The 14,644-nt window shown below is 69.3% G+C and carries 19 protein-coding genes; 4 read left to right on the top strand and 15 right to left on the bottom strand.

Annotated elements, in window-relative coordinates; genetic code table 11:
• Nucleotide 1 precedes the first annotated feature (1 nt).
• From AB0259_RS04405 to rpsP, 13 genes are all read right to left on the bottom strand, one after another.
• A complete protein-coding gene (locus AB0259_RS04405; protein ID WP_366220427.1) occupies nucleotides 2-901 on the bottom strand; it encodes a tyrosine recombinase in 900 nt (299 codons plus the stop codon).
• Nucleotides 902-968: 67 nt separating this feature from the next.
• Nucleotides 969-2,138, bottom strand: coding sequence for a DNA-processing protein DprA (dprA, locus tag AB0259_RS04400; RefSeq protein ID WP_366220428.1), 1,170 nt, complete (start codon nucleotides 2,136-2,138; stop codon nucleotides 969-971).
• Nucleotides 2,132-3,658 (bottom strand): YifB family Mg chelatase-like AAA ATPase, encoded by a 1,527-nt coding sequence (locus tag AB0259_RS04395; RefSeq protein WP_366220430.1) that lies wholly within the window; start codon nucleotides 3,656-3,658, stop codon nucleotides 2,132-2,134. Before AB0259_RS04395 ends, dprA begins: the two co-directional genes overlap by 7 nt.
• Entirely contained in the window at nucleotides 3,655-4,017 is a 363-nt protein-coding gene (locus AB0259_RS04390; RefSeq protein WP_251581025.1) for a YraN family protein, read from the bottom strand. The genes AB0259_RS04395 and AB0259_RS04390 overlap by 4 nt, the downstream gene beginning before the upstream one ends.
• Nucleotides 4,018-4,107: 90 nt before the next feature.
• On the bottom strand, nucleotides 4,108-4,431 hold the full coding sequence (locus AB0259_RS04385) for a DUF2469 family protein (RefSeq protein ID WP_036309185.1): 324 nt from the start codon (nucleotides 4,429-4,431) through the stop codon (nucleotides 4,108-4,110).
• Between the two features lie 39 nt (nucleotides 4,432-4,470).
• Nucleotides 4,471-5,130: a ribonuclease HII gene (locus AB0259_RS04380; RefSeq protein WP_366220431.1), complete on the bottom strand. Its 660-nt coding sequence runs from the start codon at nucleotides 5,128-5,130 to the stop codon at nucleotides 4,471-4,473.
• Entirely contained in the window at nucleotides 5,130-5,867 is a 738-nt protein-coding gene (gene lepB / locus AB0259_RS04375) for a signal peptidase I (RefSeq protein ID WP_251581029.1), read from the bottom strand. Before lepB ends, AB0259_RS04380 begins: the two co-directional genes overlap by 1 nt.
• A gap of 134 nt (nucleotides 5,868-6,001) precedes the next feature.
• The gene (gene rplS, locus AB0259_RS04370; RefSeq protein ID WP_064002469.1) at nucleotides 6,002-6,349 is read right to left on the bottom strand and encodes a 50S ribosomal protein L19; all 348 of its coding nucleotides are present in this window, start codon (nucleotides 6,347-6,349) and stop codon (nucleotides 6,002-6,004) included.
• Nucleotides 6,350-6,522: 173 nt separating this feature from the next.
• A complete protein-coding gene (locus AB0259_RS04365) occupies nucleotides 6,523-6,981 on the bottom strand; it encodes an MFS transporter permease (RefSeq protein ID WP_251581031.1) in 459 nt (152 codons plus the stop codon).
• Nucleotides 6,982-7,029: 48 nt separating this feature from the next.
• Nucleotides 7,030-7,737, bottom strand: coding sequence for a tRNA (guanosine(37)-N1)-methyltransferase TrmD (gene trmD / locus AB0259_RS04360; RefSeq protein ID WP_366220432.1), 708 nt, complete (start codon nucleotides 7,735-7,737; stop codon nucleotides 7,030-7,032).
• A gap of 1 nt (nucleotide 7,738) precedes the next feature.
• The gene (gene rimM / locus AB0259_RS04355; protein WP_366220433.1) at nucleotides 7,739-8,341 is read right to left on the bottom strand and encodes a ribosome maturation factor RimM; all 603 of its coding nucleotides are present in this window, start codon (nucleotides 8,339-8,341) and stop codon (nucleotides 7,739-7,741) included.
• Nucleotide 8,342: 1 nt separating this feature from the next.
• Entirely contained in the window at nucleotides 8,343-8,573 is a 231-nt protein-coding gene (locus AB0259_RS04350; RefSeq protein WP_251581037.1) for an RNA-binding protein, read from the bottom strand.
• Between the two features lie 4 nt (nucleotides 8,574-8,577).
• On the bottom strand, nucleotides 8,578-8,991 hold the full coding sequence (gene rpsP, locus AB0259_RS04345; RefSeq protein WP_366220434.1) for a 30S ribosomal protein S16: 414 nt from the start codon (nucleotides 8,989-8,991) through the stop codon (nucleotides 8,578-8,580).
• A 186-nt stretch (nucleotides 8,992-9,177) separates the two neighbouring features.
• Between rpsP and AB0259_RS04340 the strand changes: the two genes are divergently transcribed.
• Nucleotides 9,178-10,335, top strand: coding sequence for a glutamate--cysteine ligase (locus AB0259_RS04340; RefSeq protein ID WP_366220435.1), 1,158 nt, complete (start codon nucleotides 9,178-9,180; stop codon nucleotides 10,333-10,335).
• A gap of 4 nt (nucleotides 10,336-10,339) precedes the next feature.
• Here the strand turns inward: AB0259_RS04340 and ffh are convergent, their stop codons facing one another.
• Both ffh and AB0259_RS04330 read right to left on the bottom strand, forming a co-directional pair.
• Nucleotides 10,340-11,890: a signal recognition particle protein gene (gene ffh, locus AB0259_RS04335; protein WP_366220436.1), complete on the bottom strand. Its 1,551-nt coding sequence runs from the start codon at nucleotides 11,888-11,890 to the stop codon at nucleotides 10,340-10,342.
• Nucleotides 11,891-11,902: 12 nt separating this feature from the next.
• Complete coding sequence (locus AB0259_RS04330; protein WP_366220437.1) at nucleotides 11,903-12,481, bottom strand: TetR/AcrR family transcriptional regulator; 579 nt, start codon at nucleotides 12,479-12,481, stop codon at nucleotides 11,903-11,905.
• A 61-nt stretch (nucleotides 12,482-12,542) separates the two neighbouring features.
• Between AB0259_RS04330 and lipB the strand changes: the two genes are divergently transcribed.
• The 3 genes from lipB to AB0259_RS04315 all read left to right on the top strand — a co-directional run bounded on the left by lipB (nucleotide 12,543) and on the right by AB0259_RS04315 (nucleotide 14,641).
• A complete protein-coding gene (gene lipB, locus AB0259_RS04325; protein WP_251581065.1) occupies nucleotides 12,543-13,184 on the top strand; it encodes a lipoyl(octanoyl) transferase LipB in 642 nt (213 codons plus the stop codon).
• Nucleotides 13,185-13,213: 29 nt separating this feature from the next.
• Nucleotides 13,214-14,179 carry a lipoyl synthase gene (gene lipA, locus AB0259_RS04320; protein ID WP_366220438.1) on the top strand — a complete coding sequence of 322 codons (966 nt, stop codon included), beginning with the start codon at nucleotides 13,214-13,216 and terminating at the stop codon, nucleotides 14,177-14,179.
• A gap of 123 nt (nucleotides 14,180-14,302) precedes the next feature.
• Entirely contained in the window at nucleotides 14,303-14,641 is a 339-nt protein-coding gene (locus AB0259_RS04315) for a hypothetical protein (RefSeq protein ID WP_366220439.1), read from the top strand.
• The last annotated feature ends 3 nt before the right edge of the window (nucleotides 14,642-14,644 follow it).

Genomic DNA, 14,644 nt, shown 5'->3' with positions numbered 1-14,644 from the left:
CTCAGGCCCGGGGATGGGCCAGTCGGTAGGCGGCGGTGAGGCGCTCCGTGGAGACATGCGTGTAGACCTGCGTCGTCCCGAGGCTCGCGTGGCCGAGCATCTCCTGCACGGCACGGAGGTCGGCTCCCCCGTCGAGCAGGTGCGTCGCCGCCGAATGGCGGAGGGCGTGGGGACCGACGGCATCCGTTCCGATCACCGGGCCGATGGCCCGTCGAACGATGTCGTATGCCGTTCGGACGCCGAGGCGTCCCCCGCGGGCGCCGAGGAACAGCGCCGACGTGTCGCCCTCGCGCAGCAGGGCCGGCCGGCCGCGGACCACCCAGGCGTCCACCGCCTGCGCAGCAGGCGCGCCGTAGGGCACCACGCGTTCCTTCGCCCCCTTCCCGAAGACGCGCACGGTCGCCGTCGTCCGATCGAGGGAGTCGACGTCGAGTCCGCACGCCTCGGAGACGCGCAGCGCGGCGCCGTAGAGCAGCTCGAGCAGGGCGGCGTCGCGGAGCGCGATCGGATCCCCGGTGTCATCGGCGTCGGTCCGTCGGGCGTCGAGAACAGTGCCGAGAGCCGGCGCAGCCGCGATGGTCGGGAGTGTCCGGCCGCGTTTGGGCGTCACGAGCCGGAGCGTGGGGTCGTCCGTGCGAAGACCTTCCGCGGATGACCAGCCGAAGAAGCCGCGCACCGACGCGGTGCGGCGTGCGAGGCTCGCCCGGGAGATCCCGCGCTGCGTGGCTGACCAGAGCCACTCGCGGAGATGCTCGACGTCCACTTCCGCCACATCGGGGTCCGCCGTCGAGGCGACGAGGTCGGAGAGGTCGGCACGGTACGCGCGCACCGTCGCGGGTGACAGTCGGCGCACTTTGGCCACGTGCTCGGTGTAGCGCTCCACCGCGTCGGACATCCTCATGCGTCAAGGATGCCCCTCGCGGGGCTGCCCGGCCCCGAGGCGTGCGGAGGAACGGGGCGGATGCCGGTCAGCGCGCCGTCGAGCCGCGTCGCCATCCGTCCGGTCCGCGGTATGCGCGACCCTCGAGTTCGAGGAGCGCCAGCATCCCGCGGGCCTCGGCGGGGGCGAACCCCGCGCGGCGCGCGACGTCGTCCGCCGATCGCGGACTGCGCGGACTCAGGGCGTCCAGGATCCGGGTGGTGTCATCGACACGATCCGTTGTCGACCGGTGGTCGGGACCCTCACCGCCCAGCAGCTCCCGCACCTCATCGGCAGAAGTGACGCACCGCGCGTCGTACTCACGCAGGAGTCGGTGGCATCCGGCGGATGCGGCGCTCGTGACGGGACCGGGGACGGCACCGAGGGGCCGCCCGAGCGCCGCCGCATGTCCTGCGGTGTTGAGAGATCCGCTGCGCCACCCTGCTTCGACCACCACCGTCGCGCCGGACAGCGCCGCGATGAGACGGTTACGCTGCAGGAACCGCCACTTCGTCGGCGCGGTCCCGCAGGGGACTTCGGCGACCACGACGCCGGGACCCTGGGCGATCCTGGCGAGAAGTTCCGCGTGACCCGCCGGGTAGGCCCGATCGACACCTCCCGCGAGGACCGCGACGGTCACGCCGCCCGCAGAGAGGGACGCGCGGTGAGCGATTCCGTCGATGCCGTACGCGCCGCCGGAGACGATGGTCACGCCGGTGCGAGCGAGCTGGGTCGCCAGATCGGCGGTGACATGCTCCCCGTAGGACGTGGAGGCTCGCGCCCCGACCAGGGCGACCGCCGGCCGTCCGCCGCCGAGGGCGTCGAGGTCGCCCCGCGTCCAGATCGCGCGCGGCCCATGGACGCCGAGACCGTCGACGGTCGACGGCCATTCGCTGGTGCCGGGCACGATCAGCCGCGCCTGCACACGCCTCGCGCGATCGACGGCGTCGTCGATGGTGTCGGCCCTGGCCTGCCATCTTCTGCGTCCCGCTTCGAGTGCCGCCGATGTGCTGCCTCCCGCCCCGCGGGCGACCTCCAGCGCGTGGACGGGACCGAGTTCGGCGATGAGGGAGCCGGCCACTCCGTCCCCTGGCTCGGTGAGACACGACCACACCGCATGCGCGTGATGCACGGCGAGGGAATCCGCATCCGACAGGACGTCATCGGGAACGAGACCCGCCAGCCGCTCCCGTTGCCGCGCGGCGCTGACCGTCAGCACGACGACGTCCCGCGCTTGAGGAACAACGCTCCGCCAATGTCGGCGTTCTCAGGTCGATTCCTCGCCGCGAGATCGGCCAGCGTCCACGCGACGCGGAGGACCCGGTCGTATCCGCGGAGGGTGAGCGCCCCGCGATGCAGCGCGTCGTCGAGCGGTCGGGTCGTTTGGGGCTGGAGACGGAGCGGCCCTGATCGCAGCCACGATCCGTCCACCTCGCCGTTCGTGGTCCAGGGAGTCTCGGTGAGCCTGCGCCGGGCTCGTTCACGCGCATCCGCGACACGCTCGCGTGCCGCGGCACTCGTGACCCCGGGTAACACGCCCTGCGTCGCCGAGACGCGCTGCAGACCGAGCTCGATGTCGATGCGATCGATCAGCGGACCCGACAGCCGCCCGAGGTAGCGGCGGATGGCGAGGGACGGGCAGGCGCATGCGCCGCCGGGGACGCCGTAGTTCCCGCACGGACACGGGTTGGTCGCGACGACGAGCTGGAAGCGCGCCGGGAGGACGGCGCGGAACCCCACCCGGTGGATCTCGATCCGCCCCGACTCGAGCGGCTGCCGCAGCGCGTCGAGGGCATGCCCGCTGAACTCTCCCGCCTCGTCGAGGAAGAGGACACCCCCGCTCGCCCGAGCGATGGCGCCCGGCTGCAGGACGCGGCTTCCACCGCCGACCAAGGCGACTGCGGAGGCGGTGTGGTGCGGCGCTTCGAAGGGCGGCCGCCGCTGGAGCGTCGTCACCGGGAGGCCGGCCAATGATCGGATCGACGCGACCTGTAGCGCTGTCGGGTCGTCCAGATCGGGAAGCAACCCGGGAAGGCGTCGGGCGAGCATCGTCTTGCCCGCGCCAGGTGGGCCGCTCATGAGGAGATGGTGACCGCCGGCCGCCGCGACAATCAGCGCCTCCACCGCGTCGCTCTGTCCGATCACGTCCGCCAGGTCGGGCGTGTCCTCGGCCTCCCCCGAGCCGGTCACGGGCGCGGGGACGGGCTCGGTGACGACGTCCGGGACATCGAGCCCATGCGCGCGGGCGACATCGCGCAGACTGATCGCACCTCTCACCTCGATGCCCTCGACCAGCTCGGCTTCGGGGAGGTTCCCGTGGGGCACGATGACCCGGCGGAAGCCCGCCCGAGCCGCCGCGACGACGGCCGGCAGCACGCCGACGACCGGACGCAGCCTGCCGTCCAGCCCCAGCTCCCCCAGGTGCACCGTCTCCGCCAGCGACTGCCGGTCCAGAGGAGCCTCCGTCGCGACAGCTGCGATGGCCACGGCGACATCCAGAGCCGAACCGCGCTTGGGGAGGTTCGCCGGGGAGAGATTGACCGTCACATGGCGGCGCGGCAGGGGAAGGTCGCTGTTGGCGCAGGCGTTGTGGACACGCTGCTGCGCCTCACCGATCGCCTTGTCGGCGAGCCCGATGATCGAGAACCCGGGGATCTGGTTGGACAGGTCGGCCTCCACCTCGACGATGTCGCCCACCAGTCCGGTGAGGACGACGGACCATGTGCGGCCGAGGCTCATCGCAGATCCTCGAGGTGCTCGAGCACCGCGGTGTCGGGGTCCGCGCCCGTGATCCCGATGACGTCGAGCCGAAGGCGACGGCCGCGCGCGGCGTCCGGATGAGCGACGATCCAGGCTGCGGCCAATCGCCACAGCCGGTCGCGCTTGCGCGCGTGGACCGCGGAGAACGGATGCCCGAACCACTCTCCTCGGCGGGTCTTGACCTCCACGACCACCAGCTCGTCGCCTCGCGCGGCGACGATGTCGATCTCACCGCTGTGCGTACGCCAGTTCCGGTCGAGGATGCGATAGCCGCTGTGTCGGAGATGCCTCTCGGCACGCTCCTCACCGGCGCGGCCGAGGTCGTCTTTCGCTGCCATGGACCCACTGTCCGAGGCGCGTGCGGTTCAGCACCCGCGCGAGCGGCGTCCCGTGGAGAAGAGGCAGCTGCCGCGGTCTGGGGAGAAGGCTCAGCCGTCGAGCGAGAGCTCTTCCGGCAACTGGAAGTCGCGTCGCTGCAGCTCCTCCACGTTGACGTCCTTGAACGTGAGCACACGGACCGACTTCACGAAGCGGTCTGCGCGGTAGATGTCCCACACCCAGACGTCGTTCATCGAGATCTCGAAGTAGAAGTCGTGCTCGGTGTCCCGACGTACGACGTTCACCTCGTTGGCGAGGTAGAACCGACGCTCCGTCTCGATCACGTACTGGAACTGGCCGACGACATCGCGGTACTCCTTGTACAGGGCCAGCTCGAGTTCGCGGTCGTAGTCCTCGAAGACTTCGTCATCCATGGTGACTCCATCCTAGGCGGGCAGCTGCCGCCCTCGGACCTAGAAGAGGGTGGGCGCAGCGGCGATCGCCCACGACGCACGATGATGCCCGCTGAGACCGTGCTCCTCGATCGCCACCCGATGCTCCGCGCTCGCGTACCCCTTGTTCCGGATCCACCCGTAGATCGGGGCCTCCGCGTCCAGGGTGGTCATGTGTTCGTCTCGCGCGACTTTCGCGATGACGGATGCTGCTGACGCCGACGCGCAGTCCCGGTCGGCCTTGATGATCGGGAGCACTCCGCGGCCGACGGGCGCGACCGGGGTGATGTAGTCGTGATTGCCGTCCAGGACGACGAGCGCGTCGGAGATGTCGACGCCCTGTGTGCGGAGGCCCTCGATGGCGCGAGCCGCGGCCAGACCCAGGGCCCGCATGATCCCCACCTGATCGATCTCGGCCGCTGATGCCCACCCCACAGCGTGTGCCGGGACCCACGCGCGGGCGCGTTCGGCGATCGCCGCACGGCGCGGTTCGACGATCAGCTTGGAGTCCCGCAGGCCCTCGGGCACGCGACGCCGGCTGAAGGCGGCGTCCGCTGCCACCGCGCCGACGGCGACGGGGCCTGCCAGAGATCCCCGCCCGACCTCGTCGCACGCGATGATCAGGGGGTGCTCGCGGAGCAGCCTCCGCTCGACGGAGAGCGTCGGAGCGACCACCGCCATCACGGCGCCGGCACCCCGCGGAAGACGTCGTGATGCGAGTCGATCACACCGAACCGATCGAACGGCCAGGTGATGAGGAAGGCGCGCCCGACGATGTTGTCCGTGGGCACGAAACCGTGACCGGGCTGCTCCTGCTGATAGCGCGAGTCCTGCGAATTGTCCCGATTGTCGCCGAGCACCCAGATCGACCCGTCGGGAACCGTGACGTCGTAATCGAACTCGTCGGGCGCCGACTGGGAGGGTCCCAGGTCCAGATAGGGGGTCTCGTCGATCGGCACGTCGTTCACCGTCACCTGCCCGAGCGCGTTGCAGCAGACGACGTGGTCACCCGGCAGGCCGATGATGCGTTTGATGAGGTGATCGTCGCTGTCCGACGCCGTGAGTCCGACGAGCGACCCCAGCCAATCGAGGGCCGCCGTCAGAGGAGGCTGCGGCGGCTCGTACGTGGTCGGAAGCCAGCCACCCGGATCCCGGAACACGACGACGTCACCTCGCTCGTAACCGTTGAAGCGCGGAGTCAGCTCGTCGACCAGGATCCGATCGCCCTCCAGCAGCGTGCGCTCCATCGATCCCGACGGGATGTAGAAGGACCTCACGAGGAATGTCTTCACGAGGAACGACACCAGCACTGCGACCAGCAGGATCACGAGGACGTCCCGGATGAAGGGCCAGGGCCCGCGTCGGGGCCGGGAACGCGCGTCGCTGCCGAGCGTCGGCGACGAAGAGTCGGTCGTCATGCTGTCCTTCACCGGTGCCGGGGTTCGGCGACCATCCACCAGCGTCGCACATCGCGCGCGTGCGGAGCATCGAAACGCCCGGGAACGACGGATGCCCCGGGACCGGGTCCCGGGGCATCCGTCGAGGAGCGCGATCAGTTGTCGCGCTTCTCCTTGATCTTGGCCTTCTTGCCGCGCAGCTCGCGCAGGTAGTAGAGCTTCGCACGACGGACGTCACCACGCGTGACGACCTCGATGTGGTCGATCACCGGGCTGTGGACCGGGAAGGTCCGCTCGACGCCCACCTGGAAGCTGATCTTGCGGACGGTGAAGGTCTCGCGCACGCCGTCGCCCGAGCGACCGATGACGACACCCTGGAAGACCTGGATACGCGAGCGGTTGCCTTCGGTGATGTTGACGTGCACCTTGACGGTGTCGCCGGCGTTGAAGACGGGGATGTCCGAACGCAGCGAGGCTGCGTCGACGGAGTCGAGGATCTGCATGATCGTCACTTCCTGCGACCGCCTCAGGTCGATCGCGAGAGTAAGAGGAGAAAAGGATGCGGTGCCGGTCGGATCCGATGAGGTTCCGAACTCCCCCGAGGCAGAGAACTGTCACGGCACAAAGGGTCATTCTGCCATGGATGCCGACCCCGGCCAAACCGCGCTCTACCGACTCACGTGAGCGGGTCGCGGTGCTCCTCGACCACGACGACCCTGTCGGGCGTCTGCGCCGGCGCCGTGTACCTCCGGAGGATCACGGACGGGCGCGCCTCCTGGAACAGCTGCCGGAGGGAGAGCCAGAAGACGGCGAGGTAGACCAGCGTCGCTGCGATGAGCAGCGGCCAGAACCAGACCTCCGAGAAGAAGCCGACGGCGATCGTCAGGATGTGCCACACGCCCACTCCGGCGACGTCCCACCACGAGACCGTCCGGGTGTGCCGCACGGTGCCCCGCGAGCGGATCAGCAGCGTCAGGATGAGCTGGCCGATGAGCACGGATGGGATCGCCATGATCAGGACCCAGGCGAGGGCCCAGCCACCGGCATCCGACACGATCCACCCGACGACCAGCCACAGCGGGAGAACCACCGCACTCGGCAGGAGCCAGAAGAAGAATCCGCGACGCAGGGCCATATTCTGATGCTACGCCGCCCCGCGCCCGAGGGAATCGGCGTCAGCGGATCAGTCGCTGAGCAGGTCCGGTCGTCGTAGACGCGTCCGCTCGATCTGCTGCTCGCGCCGCCACTGCGCGACGCGTCCATGGTGACCGCTCAGGAGCACATCGGGGACGTCGTGGCCGCGCCAGGATGCCGGCTTGGTATAGGACGGGTACTCGAGGAGGCCGTCCTCGTGTGACTCCTCGACGAGACTCTCCGGGTTGCCCACGACGCCGGGAACAAGGCGTCCGACGGCTTCGATCATGGCCATCGCGGCGACCTCGCCGCCGTTCAACACGTAGTCGCCGAGACTCACCAGTCGGACGCGCCCGAGGGTCGCGGCGTACGCGAAGACTCGCTCGTCGATGCCTTCGTAACGCCCGCACCCGAAGACGATGTGCCGCTCCGTGCTCCACTCGCGTGCAAGGGACTGCGTGAACCGCTCCCCCGCGGGCGACGGGAAGACGACGAGGGGACCCGACTCCGCATCCGTTCCGTCTTCGCCGTCTGCGGCGATGGTGTCGAGGACCCGGCCCCAGGGTTCGGGTTTCATGACCATTCCCGCGCCCCCTCCGTAGGGGGTGTCGTCGACGGTCCGGTGTCGATCGGTCGTGTGATCGCGCAGGTCGTGGACGCGGATGTCCAGCAGACCCGCGCCTCGAGCGCGGCCCAGGAGCGAGACTTCGAGGACGTCGAAGAAGTCCGGGAAGATCGTGACGACGTCGATGCGCACGTCAGGACCCGGAAGCGCCCTCGTCGCCGTCCTCCGGACGAGCCTCCTCCTCGGCGGGGAGGTCTTCGAACAGGCCGGCGGGAGGAGTGACGACGAGTCGGCCGGCCGCCATGTCGACCTCGGGGACGATGGCCTTGACGAAGGGAACCAGGACCTCGCGGTCCTCCCCCGTCAGCTGCACGCCCAGCAGATCCTGTGCAGGGAAGTGATCCACGCGCGTGACGCGCCCGATCACACCCCCGTCACGGACCACGTCGAGGCCCACCAACTGATGGTCGTACCAGGCGTCATCCTCGACGACCGGTTCGGTGGCATCCTGATCGATCCAGAGGATCGCGCGGACGATGGACTCGGCAGCCGTGCGGTCGTCGATCCCCTCCAGGAAGACGACCGGGTGCGAATTCATCCATTTGAACTCGCGGACCGTGACGGTCTTACCGTGCCAGGGCGATGACTCCGGCACCTGCAGAGTGAACTCCGCGCCCGGCGTGAAGCGTCCGTCCGGATCGTCCGTGTAGAGCTCGAGCTTGAGGGCGCCCTTGAGACCGTGCGCCTTGACCAGGCGTCCGACGCGGAGCTGCGTGCGGGCCGACTTCGCGGACACGTCAGTCGTCCGAGACGTCGACGCGGACGCGCTTACCGTCGGCCAGAGCAGAGATGAGGGTGCGCAGGGCCTTCGCCGTGCGTCCGCCGCGCCCGATCACACGACCCCGGTCATCGGGGTGCACACGCACCTCCAGCACCTCGCCGCGGGGCGACGTGCTGGAGGCGATGGCGACGTCGTCCGGGTGATCGACGATCCCCTTGACGATGTGCTCGAGCGCGGCGGCCAGCAAGGTCTTACTCGGACTCGGTCGCGTCGTCGGCGGCCTCGGCCTCGGCGGCGGGCGCCTCGGCCTTCTTCTCCGCCTTCGGCTTGATGACCGACTTCTTGGACGAGTCGAGCTCGAACGGCGCCTTCGGCTCGGCCGTCTTCACGGTCGAGACGGCGTCCTTGTCACCCTTGAACTTGCCCCAGTCGCCGGTCAGCTTGAGGATGGCGGCGACCTGCTCGGTCGGCTGAGCACCGACGGAGAGCCAGTACTGCGCGCGCTCCGAGTCGACCTCGATGAACGAGGGCTGCTCGGTCGGGTGGTACTTGCCGATCTCCTCGATGACGCGACCGTCGCGCTTGGTGCGCGAGTCGGCGACGACGATGCGGTAGTAGGGCGCACGGATCTTGCCGAGACGCTTCAGACGGATCTTGACAGCCACAATTCTCCTGAATGGTGTTGCGAATGATGATGAACGTCGCCTGGAGCGTGGGGTGCACACCCGGCGGGAGCTCTGCGGTGGACCTCCGAGCCGGATAGAGGGTCGGGCAAGGCGGTCCAACCGTCCATTCTGCCAGATGCGGGAGGATGCCGCGAACCGCCGAACGGGCGTGACACACTGGGCCGCATGACGGTGACCTTCGCCACATCCGCTCGTTCGACCGTGGGGATCGAGTGGGAGCTCATGCTGGCGGATCGTTCGACCGGCGACCTCGTCCCGGCCGCCCCGAGCATCCTCGACCGGATCGAGGACCAGACGCGCCATGAACGACACACCGTGACCGGCGAACTGCTCACCAACACCATCGAGGTCACCAGCGGCGTCGGCGACACCGTCGCTGCGGCGGTCGACGACGTCGCCGATGCGATCGACCTCATCCGAACGGTGACGGATGCTCGCGATATCGAACTCCTGTGCGCCGGGAGCCACCCGTTCGCGCGGTGGTACGACCAGCAGGTGACCGACAAGACGCGCTACCACACGCTCATCGAGCGGACGCAGTGGTGGGGGCGGAACATGATGATCTGGGGCATCCACGTCCACGTGGGAGTCGAGGACGTCTCCAAAGTGTTCCCGTTGATCAACGCGCTCTCGGCTTACCTCCCCCACCTGCAGGCGTTGTCCGCGTCGAGCCCGTTCTGGGCCGGGGAACGCACCGGGTATGCATCCAATCGCGCCCTCGTCTTCCAACAGCTCCCCACGGCCGGGCTTCCATGGCGGCTCGAGTCCTGGTCGGAGTACGAGGCGTACCTGGATGACATGGTCCGCACCGGCGTCATGGCGGATGCCACCGAGGTCCGGTGGGACATCCGACCTGCGCCGCGGTGGGGCACCATCGAGATCCGCGCCTGCGACGGCATGTCGACCCTGCCCGAGCTCGCGGCCGTCGCCGCACTCGTCCAGGTGCTGGCCGAGCACTTCTCCCGCATGCTCGACGAGGGCCGACCGCTTCCCACCATCCAGCCGTGGTTCGTGCGGGAGAACAAATGGCGGGCCGCTCGGTACGGCCTGGACACCGAGATCATCGTGGATCGCGACGGACGGCAGCGCCCGGTCGCGGATCACCTCCGCGAGATCATCGAAGCGCTCTCCCCCATCGCGGCGGAGCTGCACTGCGCGAAGGAGTTCGCCGGCGTGGCCCAGATCCTCGATCAGGGGGCGAGCTACGAACGCCAGATCCGCGTCGCGGATGCCGCCGACGGAGACCTCCGCGAGGTCGTCCACCACCTCATCCGCGAGTTCCGAGCCGGACCGACACTGCGGGAGTTCGTGTCGGTCGGCTGAATCCTCAGTTCTTCCCGAAGAGCTTCTGGATCTCGGCGAGGTCGGCCTCCGTCGGCTGCGGCGCACCGCCCAGGCCGAAGCCCGACCCGGAGGGAGCCGAGTTCGCCGCCGCGAGCCCCGCATTCTCCGCGGCGCGCTTGGCAGGGTTCCCCGATCGGGACCCGCCGCTGCTCTTCTGCTTCTTGCCGCGCTTGCTCGAGGCGCCGGGCTTGCCGCCGATCGCACCCATGCCCGGCATCGAAGGCACGCCGCCTCGCGCCACCGTCTTCATCATCTTCGCCGCCTGGTCGAACCGCTGCACCAACTGGTTGACGTCGGTGACCGTCATGCCCGAGCCGCGCGCGATCCGGAGTCGGCGGGATCCGTTGAGGACCTTCGGATTGCGACGCTCCCCGGGGGTCATGGAACGGATGATCGCCTCGGTGCGATCGATCTCGCGCTCGTCGAAGCTCTCGATCTGCTGCTTCATCTGCCCCATACCGGGCAGCATCCCCAGCATCTTCTTCATCGAGCCCATCTTGCGGACCTGCTGCAGCTGCTCGAGGAAGTCCTCGAGGGTGAACTGCTCGGTCGCGAGCTTCTGCGCGACGCGCTGCGCCTCCTCCTCGTCGAACGCCTGCTGCGCCTGCTCGATGAGGGTGAGGATGTCGCCGAGGTCGAGGATGCGACTCGCCATCCGGTCGGGGTGGAAGGCCTCCAGGTCGTCGAGGCCCTCGCCGGTCGAGGCGAAGATGATGGGACGGCCCGTCACCGATGCCACCGACAATGCGGCACCACCGCGCGCGTCTCCGTCGAGCTTGGACAGCACGACACCGGTGAAGTCGACGCCGTCCTGGAACGCCTTCGCCGTGTTGACGGCGTCCTGACCGATCATCGCGTCGATGACGAAGAGCACCTCGTCCGGATCGGTCGCCTTGCGGATGTTCGCGGCCTGCTTCATGAGCTCCGCATCCACGCCGAGGCGACCCGCGGTGTCGATGATGACGGTGTCGTACTGCTGCCGGCGGGCGTACTCGACTCCCTCGCGAGCGACCTTCACCGGGTCGCCGACGCCGTTCCCCGGCTCCGGCGCGTAGATCGCCGCTCCGGCGCGCTCCGCCACGACCGTGAGCTGGTTGACGGCGTTGGGCCGCTGCAGGTCGCAAGCCACGAGAAGGGGGGTGTGTCCGTCCTTCTCGAGCTGCTTCGCAAGCTTGCCGGCGAAGGTGGTCTTTCCCGAGCCCTGAAGTCCCGCGAGCATGATGACGGTGGGCGGCTGCTTAGCGAACTGCAGACGCCGCTGCTGGCCGCCCAGGATCGCGACGAGCTCCTCGTTGACGATCTGCACGACCTGCTGCGCGGGGTTGAGCGCGCGATTCACCTCGTCACCGAGAGCGCGCTCGCGCACCTTGCCGGTGAAGTCCTTGACGACCTGGAGCGCGACGTCCGCGTCGAGGAGAGCCCGTCGGATCTCCCGCACGGTTCCGTCGATGTCGGCAGGCGAGAGCTTGCCCTTCGTGCGGAGGTTGCGGAAGGTCTCGGTGAGACGATCTGAGAGCGTGCCGAAGGTAGCCATGATGGCTCGAGTTTAGTCGAGACCGCGCGCGGTCCCGCCGTCGGCGGGGAGGGTGACCGCGGCGACCCTCAGCGCGCCGTCGAGCTCATCCGACAGCGGTCGTCGACCGGGCCCGCCCCGAGCCCATCGCTCGATCGCGATCATCACGGCCGCAGCGTGGGCGGCTCCCGCCACTGCAGCCCGGACGGGCGCGACTCCGGCCCACCGGAGGGACACCGCGACGGCCTGCGCGATGCGCGCCTGACGCACCGCCGCCGCGCGCTCGAGCTCGTCCTCCACCCCCATCGCTTCGGCGTGGACCAGCGCCAGCGCGAGACTGTCCGGCGTGAAGCCTGAGCAGAGCTCCGCCACCCCGCGAACGGGATCCGCGAGCGGCACCTGAGCGCGGAGGCGTTCGATCCTCTCATCGAGGGACGACCAGAGGATCGCCTCCTTCGACTCGAAGTAGTTGAAGAAGCTGGACCGGCTGACGCTCGCGCGTCCCGCGATGTCGGTGACGGATGTCGCGTGGTACCCGCGCTCGAGGAAGAGTTCGCACGCAGCCTCGGAGAGCACCTCCCGCGAGGACGCGCGGGGACGGCCGGTCGTCATGCGGAGATCCTATCCTCGGCGTATTGTTGCACGGAGTCCAACAAAGCCATCAGGAGTATCTGTGATCGACATCCTCACCGTCGGCATGGCGCCGACGTTCGTCCCCTACCGGCAGGGCTGGGACCTGCAGCGCGAGCTGCACGCCGAGATCGCCGGCGGGACCCGCCGCGACACCCTCCTGCTCCTGGAGCATGAAGCCGTCTACACCGCGGGGGCGCGCACCGCGCGTCACGAGCGTCCGGTGGACGGGACGCCGGTCGTCGATGTCGACCGGGGCGGGAAGATCACGTGGCACGGACCGGGCCAGCTCGTCGGCTACCCGCTCGTGCGCCTCCCGGAACCGGTCGACGTCGTCGCTCACGTGCGTCGTCTGGAGGATCTCCTCATCGCCGTCGCCGAGACGGTCGGCGTCGCCGGTGTCCGCGTCGATGGACGCAGCGGTGTGTGGGTCGACGTGGACGGTGTCTTCTCGAAGGTGGCCGCGATCGGGGTTCGCGTGCAGCGCGGTGTGACGATGCACGGCTTCGCGCTGAACTGCGACAACACGCTCGAGCCCTTCGAGCGCATCATCCCGTGCGGGATCACGGATGCCGGAGTCACGACGCTCAGCGACCGGTCGGGACGACGGATCACCCCCGCCGACATCCTGCCCGCCGTCGCAGAAGCGTTCGCGGCCGAGTACGGGAGCGAGGTCGCCGCGTGAGCTCGCCCGCCGCACCGGAGGGGCGACGGATGCTGCGCCTCGAAGTCCGCAACGCGCAGACGCCCATCGAACGCAAACCGGAATGGATCCGGACGAAGGCGAAGATGGGGCCCGAGTACCGGGAGTTGCAGGGTCTCGTGAAGGACGAGGGGTTGCACACCGTCTGTCAGGAGGCCGGATGCCCCAACATCTTCGAATGTTGGGAGGATCGCGAGGCGACCTTCCTCATCGGTGGCTCGCAGTGCACCAGGCGATGCGACTTCTGTCAGATCGACACCGGCAAGCCCGCGGACTACGACACGGATGAGCCGCGCCGGGTCGCGGAGAGCGTCACGCGCATGCGATTGCGCTACGCGACGGTGACCTGCGTCGCGCGCGACGATCTCGCGGACGGTGGCGCCTGGCTCAACGCGGAGACGGTACGCCGCATCCACGCCGACAACCCGGGGACCGGCGTGGAGCTGCTGGCCACGGACTTCAACGGGGATCCGGAGCTGCTCGACGTCGTGTTCGCGTCGCGGCCCGAGGTCTTCGCCCACAACGTGGAGACGGTTCCGAGGATCTTCAAGCGGATCCGCCCGGCGTTCCGATACGACCGCTCTCTCGGAGTGCTGACGCGGGCGCGGGATGCCGGCCTGATCACGAAGTCGAACCTGATCCTCGGCATGGGCGAGGAGCGAGGCGAGATCGAGGAGGCCCTGCGGGACCTGTACGCCGCCGGGACGGACATCATCACCCTGACGCAGTACCTGCGACCCACACCGCGTCACCTGCCGGTCGCACGCTGGGTGACTCCTCAGGAGTTCGTCGAGCTGAAGGAACTCGCGGAATCCATCGGGTTCCTCGGCGTCCTCGCCGGGCCGCTCGTGCGCTCGTCGTACCGTGCGGGTCGGCTCTGGGCCCGCTCGATGCGGTCGAAGGGTCGGGAGATCCCCGCAGCACTCGCGCACCTCGCCGATGAGGCGGAGGCGGAGGGGTTCGCACAGGCCGTGTGACGCCTCCTCCCCAGCCCGCGCTCCGGATCGCTCCTCCCCGGCGACAGGCGGGCCGCGGCCTGGCGCTGCTCCACGCTCCTACCGTCGGGATGCCGGATGTCCCGGCCCGATCGAAGGAGCCCCATGCGCACGTCACTTCCGCTCGCCACCGCTGTCGCTGCGGCCGCTGCACTCGCCGCCCTGCTGCCGCACGCGGCGGCGGTATCGACCCCCGGAGCCGTCACCGAGCCCGCGCCCGACACGGTGGTCGCGGTCACCGGAGACGCTGCCAACGGGTTCGACATCAGCTACTACGACGGGTCGGCCGACTTCCCGCCCACCGACTCCGAGGCCCTCGCCGAGTGCGGGGAGTACGACACCCGCATCGAGCGGGTGCGCTGCCGCACGGAGGTGCGCACCTGGTACCGAGACCTCGCCGTCTTGCGGGACGCGCTCGATTGGGCGAACGCCCCACGCGGCTGACGG

Origin of the sequence: Microbacterium sp. NPDC080005 (assembly GCF_040702445.1) — a bacterium.
Taxonomy (GTDB): Bacteria; Actinomycetota; Actinomycetes; order Actinomycetales; family Microbacteriaceae; genus Microbacterium; species Microbacterium oleivorans_D.
The sequence above is the reverse complement of the archived record's forward strand: the minus strand, read 5'-3'. Positions and strand labels throughout refer to the sequence as shown.